This is a genomic window from Photorhabdus sp. P32 (genome assembly GCF_038085095.1).
Taxonomy (GTDB): Bacteria; Pseudomonadota; Gammaproteobacteria; order Enterobacterales; family Enterobacteriaceae; genus Photorhabdus; species Photorhabdus luminescens.
The window spans coordinates 110,124-119,001 of the sequence record NZ_JAZGJN010000287.1; the positions used below are offsets into that span (position 1 = coordinate 110,124).

The following is an 8,878-nucleotide window of genomic DNA, read 5'->3' on the forward strand; positions in this document are numbered from 1 at the left end:
ATGACCATCACTCACTCAACGCTGTGCACCACCACAGTATCGCCTTCACTTACGAAATTCAGTAACTCGAATTTGTACAGATTGTACTTCCGCAACAGGTACACTGTGGATTATTCAGCTTATGATCATTATCTCAGTAACTTCTTTACACCCGAAAAACATAAGATATACTTATCAATAAAGAATAAAAAAATGGGGGGATAAATATGTACATATCATCAGTAGAGACATATCTTCCGGGCACTAACATAACGAATGAAGAACTCGGTAAATTAATTAATTTCAAGTCACAGTTAATAGAAAAACTATTTGGTAATTATGGACGACATTTTTCAACCGATATACTGACAGGTAAGGTTAACAGTAATACATCCGATCTCATCTCAATAGTTTTAAAAAAACTAATAGAGAGAAATAAAAACAGTTATCATGACATTGATTTTATTATAACATCAACTGCAACACCTGATTATTTATTGCCAACTAGCATCAATGAAGCATGCTACAAGTTAGGGATAAAAAATATTGAAACCTATCAGATCATAGGAGGATGCTCAGGAGCTGTACAAGCATTAAACCTGGCAAAATATATATTAGAAAGCGGCTTTCATAAAAAAGGAATCGTAATAGGGGTTGAATGCTCAAATAAATTTCTTAATGTATTTGATTCGGGCAATCAAAAAATAGACACCAGAGAAGTCGTAAATTATGTTCTCTTTGGTGATGGTGTGGGAGGCTGCATTCTATCTGGCGAGGAAACAAGAAACTCTCTAACAGTAAATGAAGTTAGTTACAAATACATAGGACTGAATGAAAAAATAGGTCAACTCGCTAACTGGAAGGGAACGCGGGAAAATATGAACTACTCCCCTATGTTACAAGAAGAATATAAATTAATTGAAAAAATAGTTCCGGAACTTATCGAAGATAGTTTTAAATCATTTTTAAGTGAGAATAACCTAAAAATATCGGACAAGATGTGGCTAATGCCGCCACAGTTATCTGGAAAAATGGTTGATGTAATATGTAATAAAATCGAATTTCCTAAAACACATATTTTATCCAAGGTCGCTGATATAGGAAATTGTGCAAATGCAGCTTTATTCTTTCAGTTAAAAGAGTTTTTTGATGTAGCAAACGACGGTGAGGATGGTATAGCTATATCTATAGAATCATCTCGTTGGTTAACATCAAGAGTTCATGTAAAAAAAGGAGGTGCATATGCCAAATAGTATTTTAAACAAAATGATTTCAGGAAAATCTATAGAGCAAGGCTCTAAGCAAATTATAAATAGTTTAGCTCTTTGCAATCTCAGCCACAAAGCATTACAACCTATACTAAATTATGAAGCCACAAATCTGAATATCCATTTAAGATTTATGGAAGCTGATTACAGCAATTATTTATCATATGTGTCATTAAACCAATCTATAATAAAAGATTTCAATCCAGATATTGCCTTAATTATTCATGACGAATCATTTTATCTCGATGAATATGGCACATGCAAACCGATAGATGATGTAAAACAAAATATTGACAATATAAAACTGGATGTAAAAAGAGTTATCGATATATTTTACGATCTCGGAATAGATAAAGCTAAATTCTTTGTGTCATCATTACCCTACCGCGCTCATAACCTTAATCAATATCTAAGCCTCGATGACAGAAAAACCTTTCAGAGGCTGGTTTATAAATTTACCGAACACATAGAAAATAGCAGTTCTGTATTTCAAATTATAAACCTGAATGAGTTTAATAGTAACACCACAGAGAATATATATAAAACACATAACACGGTTGCGTCTTTAGAGTTTTTAAATTATGTTGCAACAGAGACAATAAAATTATTAAAGCTAATTTCTGGTAAATCCTTGAAATGTATAATCACAGATTTAGATAATACATTATGGGATGGTATTATAGCTGAAGATGGTTTAGACAATATTCTGACTTCACAAAAGGCCAACGATTTTAATATTTATCAAAGATGGCTATTAAGGATGTACGAGCAGGGTATTATTCTGGCAATAGCGAGTAAAAACGATGAGGTCATTGTAAGAGAAGCCTTTGATAAAGCTAATGGTAAATTAAAAATAGACTGGGATAAATTTTCTTTTACATCAATTAACTGGAATAGAAAAAGTGATAACATAAAGGGAATATGTAAACATCTAAATATCAACCCAGAGCATGTTCTTTTTATAGATGACACAAGGTATGAATGTGAAGAAGTTAAATTGAATGTTCCCGGCATTACTGTCTTTGAGTTTTCAAATAACATAATGGAAAATATCAAAAAAATATTAAGTTTCGATTATTTTATCAAGAGTAAATTAACAGACTCAGATAGAATAAGAAACATAACATTTTCCCAAAATAAATTACGCGAAAAAATTCGCATTGCATCAAAAGACAATAGCGATTTCTTAAAAAGTCTGAACACAACTTTAACTTTTACAACACATCCAGAGCCATATATTGAAAGAATTTCTGAATTAACATTAAGAACGAACCAATTTAATATGACAACAATAAGAATGAATATAAAAGAGGTAAGAGACTTTCTTGCAGTAAGCTCCAATAAAATTGTCGTATTCTCATGTAGAGACAATTTGGGTGATTATGGAGTTATTGGATGTGCATTTCTGTCTTTCTTTGAGAAAACATGTTTAATAGAAAATATCGCAATGAGTTGCCGAATATTCGAACGACAAGTTGAATTTGGCATAATGGATATAATCGTACACATTGCTAAAAAAAAGTATTGTGAGTTATTCACGGCCAAATATACAGAAACAAACAAAAATAAAAAATTTAAAGATTTTTATAAGAAATGCGGTTTTCTAAACAAAACAGATTATTTATACCAAGTTAATTTATCGGAAATAAAGATTTCTGACAAACACACTTATGTGAATATTGAAGGAGTCCCAAATGAAATCTGATAATTTTTTGACATTTTTAAAGGATAAAACCGGTATGCAGTTTGAATCAAGTGACCTTGATTGTAATCTTTCAAATCTTGACGGCTGGGATTCATTAACCTTTGTGTATATGATAATAAAATTAGAAAATGAGAAAAATATCAAATTTGAAATTGAGAAATTATTAGAATGCAGAAATTTGCGCGAAATCCTTGAGGCGATGAACAATGAAATTAACAAAAATACAAAGTAACAGAAAACAGACTCTAATTTTTTTAGATATCGTAAATGGAATTAAGGGGGTTACTCTTGTAACAAAAATAAATATATCACCTTGTAAAATGAGTTATGCAACATCAGTATTAATTAAAGCAATTGGTGAGACGCTCAAAGAATTCAGACATCTTAACTGTATGGTGAAATATGGTAGTAGCATAAGACTAATTAATATGGAAGCAATCAACGCAAGGTTAACCATATCCAAAGAAGACGAATCGCAAGAAGGTATTTATACTTACACTATTGAAAACGCAGATAAAAAATCAACAAATACTATATACGAAGAGATATCTTTAATAAAAAAAGAAGGACTCAAAAAACAGACTTCCTATAGGAAAATCAGATTGATACAGAAACTTCCACTGTTTATAGGAAGATTGTTATCTAAGTGGTTGATATTAAACCCTAAAAATCAAGCATCTCTGTTTGGTAGTTTCACTGTAACATCCTTCGGTAAGGAAAGTCAGAATCTTTGCATCCCTATATCCGGTTCTACATTTACATTTACTCTGGGTTGTCCAGAACAGACAGAAAAAGACGTATATAGCTGTAATTTAGTTATGGTTTTTGACCACAGAGTACTTGATGGTGTCGAAGCCTCAAGATTTCTTAATAAAGTAAAATCTAATTTTATGGAATACGAATCAACTTTATTTTTGTGAGATAAATATGAATAAGTTAGATGAAATGAAGAATTACGTAATTTTACATGCAAAAACTTTGGGAATCTATAGAAGAGTTAGTAACTTACTTTTATCTATAGATTCATTGTCAGATGACTCATCATCTGGCTGGGGCAATGTTTTTTGGAAGGAGGCCAAAAACTCAGAAAGAAATGATAATTATAAAGAAGCATTAGGATTATATAATATTGCAAGATTCCCTTATCCAGCGACGACAATTCAACATCGTTCCTATGATGACTACATTAGCTTGTTTAAAAAAATGTATATAGCCACTCACAAACTGGAAGAAAAAATTACCTCGGACGGGCGTCAGCGATTTTATATCAAACATGGAAAAACAAAAGATATTGTAATTATATGTGGAGGAATAATTTCTTTGAAAGAGCAGTGGATAAGCGCATTAGATATTTTCCACTCTCTTAATCTTACAGTCATTTTGACTGAGATGCCATGTGTTGGTGAAAATGAAATAAACTTTAACATTGAATCATTTAGCATGTTTTCAGACATACTTAATGTAATAGATTTTTCACATGAAAACCGGTGTCATTTACTGGCGATGAGTTTTAGTGGTTACATCGCATTGAAGAATAGTTGTATCGATGACAGAATCAACACTATAACTATGGTTGGTGCGCCTATATATGATCTCTACCACAATGTTAAAGCATTTAAAAATTTACCAAAAATAACCAAAGATGTTTTGATAAATAATATTAATAAAATCAACCAAGAAAAAATATACACAGATGCTGAGCTATTTAACTTTCTGGACAATGAATTTACTCCTGTTGAAAAGGTAAATAAAGGTCTAAAAGTTTTTTATTTGCAAAGTAAATATGATGAAGTTATTTCTTTAACAGAAACATTACATTTAGAAAATAAGTGTTCATTTTTCAATAAACTATGCTTGCCCGATGTTCATGGATCACCAAACCACCATAAGACAGTAATTTTTTATATTATTTGGAGTGTACTTAAATCTATGAACAAGAAAGTATGCACCAGGATTTTATTAATTACCATGATATTTACATCAAAAATTATATATAGATTTAAAACTATTTTTAATAATGATTGATTGTCCGCGATGAATGACGGCTATATTGCCTGATATTAAGTGGAAATTGACCTTCCAAGAAAGTAACTCAAGCTTACTTTGATGAAATGTTTACGATAGTGGTTAACACTCTTGGTTTAGTTACAGGCTCGCCGACGTAGATATTCCGTTACTTAAAAATTACAAAAGTATCTCATCAATAAACTCAGCAGCTGCATATAAACTATCAAAGAGCTATCAGTAAAATAATCTCTATTTTGCAAATAAAAAGGATGTGTTCCCATATCATCAAATATCATCTCCAGATATTCTTTTAAAATGACAAGGAAACACATTTGATCCAAAAATTAATTAGCTAACATTTTAATCAAGACGCCATCAGGGTTATTCTTTCCAAACGACAAATCCCTCAATATAAAGCTTATCCAGCGAGGTTTTCAAAAATGTCTCTATTGCAATCTCAGGTGACATAATAAGCGGCTGTCCTCTAACGTTAAATGAAGTATTCACCAGACAGCCATAACCCGTTATCTTCTGTACCTCTTTCAATAAGCGCCAAAAAGTTGCGTTAAAAGTACGTTCAACAAGCTGAATACGTGCCGTGCCATCAGCATGAACAATACCTGAAACCGGTCCTATCATTTCTGGTTTTACTTTGGCAGTGCAAAGCATATATCGAGTCGGCATTAAATTGCGTGTCTCGAAAATAGTGTCGCAATCTTCATCCAAAATTGCCGGAGCAAATGGGCGGAAAGCCTCTCGGAATTTCACTGTACTGTTAATTCTGTCCTTTATCCCTTCACCTGCTGGTAACGCTAAAATCGAACGGTTACCTAGTGCTCTTGGACCAAATTCCATCCGGTCATGGAACCAAGCAATGATTTTATCTTCTGCAATATCTTTAGCCGCAGAAATAAAATAATCATTATTCAATCCCAGATAACGCCATTTCATTCCCGCATTGCCGCCATGTCGGAATAATACATTACGCACTTCATCCGTTGAAAAACGCGGACCGAGATAAGGATTAAAGTAAGGATCTACATCATTGTGGTATTTACCCGCCACAAAAAGCGCGGCTCCCAAAGCTGAACCATCATCGCCCGATGCCGGTTGAATAAAGACGTTTTTCACCCCATCAAGCTGACAAAGGACTTGATTGGCTTTGCAGTTTAAGAATGATCCTCCGGCAAGACAAAGTGACGTTTCACCGGTTTTTTGCAGCCAATAGGTAACTAATTGTTTCAGCAACAGTGTAAATTTTTCCTGTAATCCGGCAGCAAAATCTTGATGCACATCCAGCACAGCGTCATCTTCACTTCTCGGCGTAAACCCGAACATATCGCTCAATTGCGCCATTGCAGCGGGAAAACCATATTCCGCATCGTCAAATGCTTGCGATAACCAGTTTATCTGTATCGTTCCATTCTCTGCATCGAATTGAGCCAATTTATTGAAAATATCACGATATCGCTCAGGGTTACCATATGCGGCAAGTCCCATGACTTTATATTCATCGCTATTAAATACAAAGCCAAGGAACCGGGTACAGATAGAATAAAACATGCCTAATGAAGAACTAATTGGCTGGCTATATAATTTCTGGAATTGCTGGTCTTTAGCAAGATAAACGCTTAAGGATTCTATTTCACCCATACCGTCTGAAATAATACACAATGCAGATGGGAAGCCACTGGGATAAAAGGAGGATGCCGCATGAGCCAAATGATGATCTACCCCTTGAAAACGTGATTCGATATTCTGCCATCCCTCAGCAGCCAATGCATTAATCACGGTTTTTCCACTAAAAACCTCATCGAATAATTTTTCATTCGACATGAAAAAACGACGATAATTATCATAATTAAAGCCGTGAGCAATAATCTGTATATCATCTTGCACAAGACCCGCTTCCGCCAAACAATAGTTAATGGCATTAGCAGGAAATCGCCCTGTTCCTTTCTCTCCCGTAAAACGCTCTTCCGCAGCCGCTGCAACAATTCTTCCATCAATAATTAAACAGGCCGCACTATCGACTCCCTGACAAATACGCTCGTCTAATTTACTCACCTCTGGATTACTCTCTCGCAGAAAACGTTGCGCATTAGGAAGGCCGCTGATGCCTAATATAACCATTTTCTTCACCTCCAAATTGTTATTTTTCTTTTATAAAAATAAAACCATCCACTTTATACTAATAACCCATTTTGTATTAAACTGAATCAAATCACCTTGCCAAACAAAGTAACAACATTATTACCACCAAAACCAAATTAATTATTTTTATATATTTAAAATTATTCTTAATTTATATTTCACGAGTAATTAAATTTACATTAAAAATCCCCCGAAAAAAAACACATATCAAAAAATGCACTCCGATTAACTACCTGAAATAATTATACCTAATTAGGATAGACTCTCATTTACCCAGAAAAATAACTCATAAACAATATAAAAATAAAGATATCTGATAATCAGTTTTGGTCTCTATTCCAAATAGCGCAACCAAAGTTGGAATAATAGCCAATAACCTTTTCTCATTAAATCGATTGGCAACAATTAATCACTTAATCCCCCATCAATGCAAAGAGATGTTCCTGTAATATAGGTTGATGTACTCAACGTTCCCACACAAAAACTGGCAATTTCATCAACATCCGCCATTCGTTTTAATGCGGTGCTTCTGGCGAATTCCATCTTTTTTTCTGGAGAAATATGACGCAACATACCACCATCAACATATCCCGGCATGACAGTGTAAGCCCTAATATTAAAACGACCGTAGTCATTAGAGATGTTTTTTACCAATGCATTCATGGCTGCTTTCGAACAAGAATAAGCAGTGGCGCCTGTCTCTCCACGTAAACTTGCTGTAGAAGAAATAAATTGCATCACGCCATTACGATTCTTCATAAAATGTGGCAGCAAATATTTTGCTACTCTCGCCGCGCCAAACAAGTTGACATTGAAAACATCATGCCAACCCTCAATATCCTGAGCATGCAATAAGCCATCCAATGACATTGCCGGCGCATAGATAACCGCGTCAATACATTTCATCTTTTCAATTGCAATGTTAATGGCTTCTCTAACACTGTTATCTGACATAACATCTAAATAAATTTCTTCATTACGCGGTTTACGTGAAGTACCTAATACCTCATAGCCGCTGGCAACCGCATGCCGGCAAATTGCATTCCCAATCTCACTTGATGAGCCAATAATAAGTATCTTGCTGTTATGTTTATGCATTTAAACATTCCTACCTTATCTAATAATTATTTTCCAACAGTAACCCCTACTTTAAATAAAGCATTCAGAATAAATATCATCTAAACAAGAAAACATTTTTAACTTATATATTTTAAACTTACATACTTTTAACGCATATATTCTTAACTTACCTATTTTCAACTCATTTAATCCATATAATTCTATGAGTCACCCTAAATAATAGGGTGAGTTCTTATATCTGTCAAATTATTAATCTAATATTTAAGAGATATCAAAGCATTGGTTAAATTACATCCAAAACTATATAAAAACATTGCTCGTAAAAATATTCAATCCAGCTAATCTAATCCAGTCATAATCAATACAGGTGGCGAATGCATAATTAATTGTTTAGCTTCCTAACAATAACAATTAAAAATTGTAATCAACCCTGTTAATTAATTATATACCCAATGGATTTCAAGATGCATCGCGACGGCAAAGGAGCGAATCCCCGGGAGCATAGATAACGATGTGACCGGGGTGAGTGAGTGCAGCCAACAAAGAGGCAACTTGAAAGATGACGGGTATATTTATATGAATCGGTTAGATATTTAAAATATGCGTTTACTTTTGGTGGAGGACCACCCTGAATTATTGCACTGGTTGCAAAAAGCACTGAGTAGTGCGGGGTTTGCTGTAGATG

Annotated in this window: 7 protein-coding genes and 1 pseudogene; 6 read left to right on the plus strand and 2 right to left on the minus strand. The window is 33.8% G+C overall.

The window, feature by feature from the left end; genetic code table 11:
* The first annotated feature begins 206 nt into the window (after positions 1–206).
* From V2H77_RS18875 to V2H77_RS18895, 5 genes are read left to right on the plus strand one after another with little or no spacing between them, the layout of a single operon-like run.
* Positions 207–1,232: a 3-oxoacyl-ACP synthase III family protein gene (locus tag V2H77_RS18875; RefSeq protein ID WP_341500037.1), complete on the plus strand. Its 1,026-nt coding sequence runs from the start codon at positions 207–209 to the stop codon at positions 1,230–1,232.
* The gene (locus tag V2H77_RS18880) at positions 1,222–2,952 is read left to right on the plus strand and encodes an HAD-IIIC family phosphatase (protein ID WP_341500038.1); all 1,731 of its coding nucleotides are present in this window, start codon (positions 1,222–1,224) and stop codon (positions 2,950–2,952) included. The genes V2H77_RS18875 and V2H77_RS18880 overlap by 11 nt, the downstream gene beginning before the upstream one ends.
* A complete protein-coding gene (locus V2H77_RS18885; protein WP_341500039.1) occupies positions 2,942–3,184 on the plus strand; it encodes an acyl carrier protein in 243 nt (80 codons plus the stop codon). Before V2H77_RS18880 ends, V2H77_RS18885 begins: the two co-directional genes overlap by 11 nt.
* The gene (locus V2H77_RS18890) at positions 3,159–3,872 is read left to right on the plus strand and encodes a 2-oxo acid dehydrogenase subunit E2 (protein ID WP_341500040.1); all 714 of its coding nucleotides are present in this window, start codon (positions 3,159–3,161) and stop codon (positions 3,870–3,872) included. Before V2H77_RS18885 ends, V2H77_RS18890 begins: the two co-directional genes overlap by 26 nt.
* A 7-nt stretch (positions 3,873–3,879) precedes the next feature.
* Positions 3,880–4,977, plus strand: coding sequence for an alpha/beta hydrolase (locus V2H77_RS18895; protein ID WP_341500042.1), 1,098 nt, complete (start codon positions 3,880–3,882; stop codon positions 4,975–4,977).
* Positions 4,978–5,340: 363 nt separating this feature from the next.
* Here the strand turns inward: V2H77_RS18895 and V2H77_RS18900 are convergent, their stop codons facing one another.
* Together V2H77_RS18900 and V2H77_RS18905 are read right to left on the minus strand one after the other, a co-directional pair.
* Entirely contained in the window at positions 5,341–7,092 is a 1,752-nt protein-coding gene (locus V2H77_RS18900; protein ID WP_341500043.1) for a carbamoyltransferase family protein, read from the minus strand.
* 426 nt (positions 7,093–7,518) lie between these two features.
* Positions 7,519–8,211 (minus strand): SDR family NAD(P)-dependent oxidoreductase, encoded by a 693-nt coding sequence (locus V2H77_RS18905; RefSeq protein ID WP_341500044.1) that lies wholly within the window; start codon positions 8,209–8,211, stop codon positions 7,519–7,521.
* Positions 8,212–8,793: 582 nt separating this feature from the next.
* Here V2H77_RS18905 and V2H77_RS18910 point away from each other — a divergent pair.
* Positions 8,794–8,878: pseudogene (locus V2H77_RS18910) on the plus strand (DNA-binding response regulator); the annotation flags it as partial.

What these genes read in the sequence shown, in the direction of transcription:
- V2H77_RS18880 (WP_341500038.1), top strand. Translation starts at nt 1,222, where the DNA reads ATGCCAAATAGTATTTTAAACAAAATGATTTCAGGAAAATCTATAGAG.
- V2H77_RS18900 (WP_341500043.1), bottom strand. Translation starts at nt 7,092, where the DNA reads ATGGTTATATTAGGCATCAGCGGCCTTCCTAATGCGCAACGTTTTCTG.
- V2H77_RS18905 (WP_341500044.1), bottom strand. Translation starts at nt 8,211, where the DNA reads ATGCATAAACATAACAGCAAGATACTTATTATTGGCTCATCAAGTGAG.
- V2H77_RS18875 (WP_341500037.1), top strand. Translation starts at nt 207, where the DNA reads ATGTACATATCATCAGTAGAGACATATCTTCCGGGCACTAACATAACG.
- V2H77_RS18885 (WP_341500039.1), top strand. Translation starts at nt 2,942, where the DNA reads ATGAAATCTGATAATTTTTTGACATTTTTAAAGGATAAAACCGGTATG.
- V2H77_RS18890 (WP_341500040.1), top strand. Translation starts at nt 3,159, where the DNA reads ATGAAATTAACAAAAATACAAAGTAACAGAAAACAGACTCTAATTTTT.
- V2H77_RS18895 (WP_341500042.1), top strand. Translation starts at nt 3,880, where the DNA reads ATGAATAAGTTAGATGAAATGAAGAATTACGTAATTTTACATGCAAAA.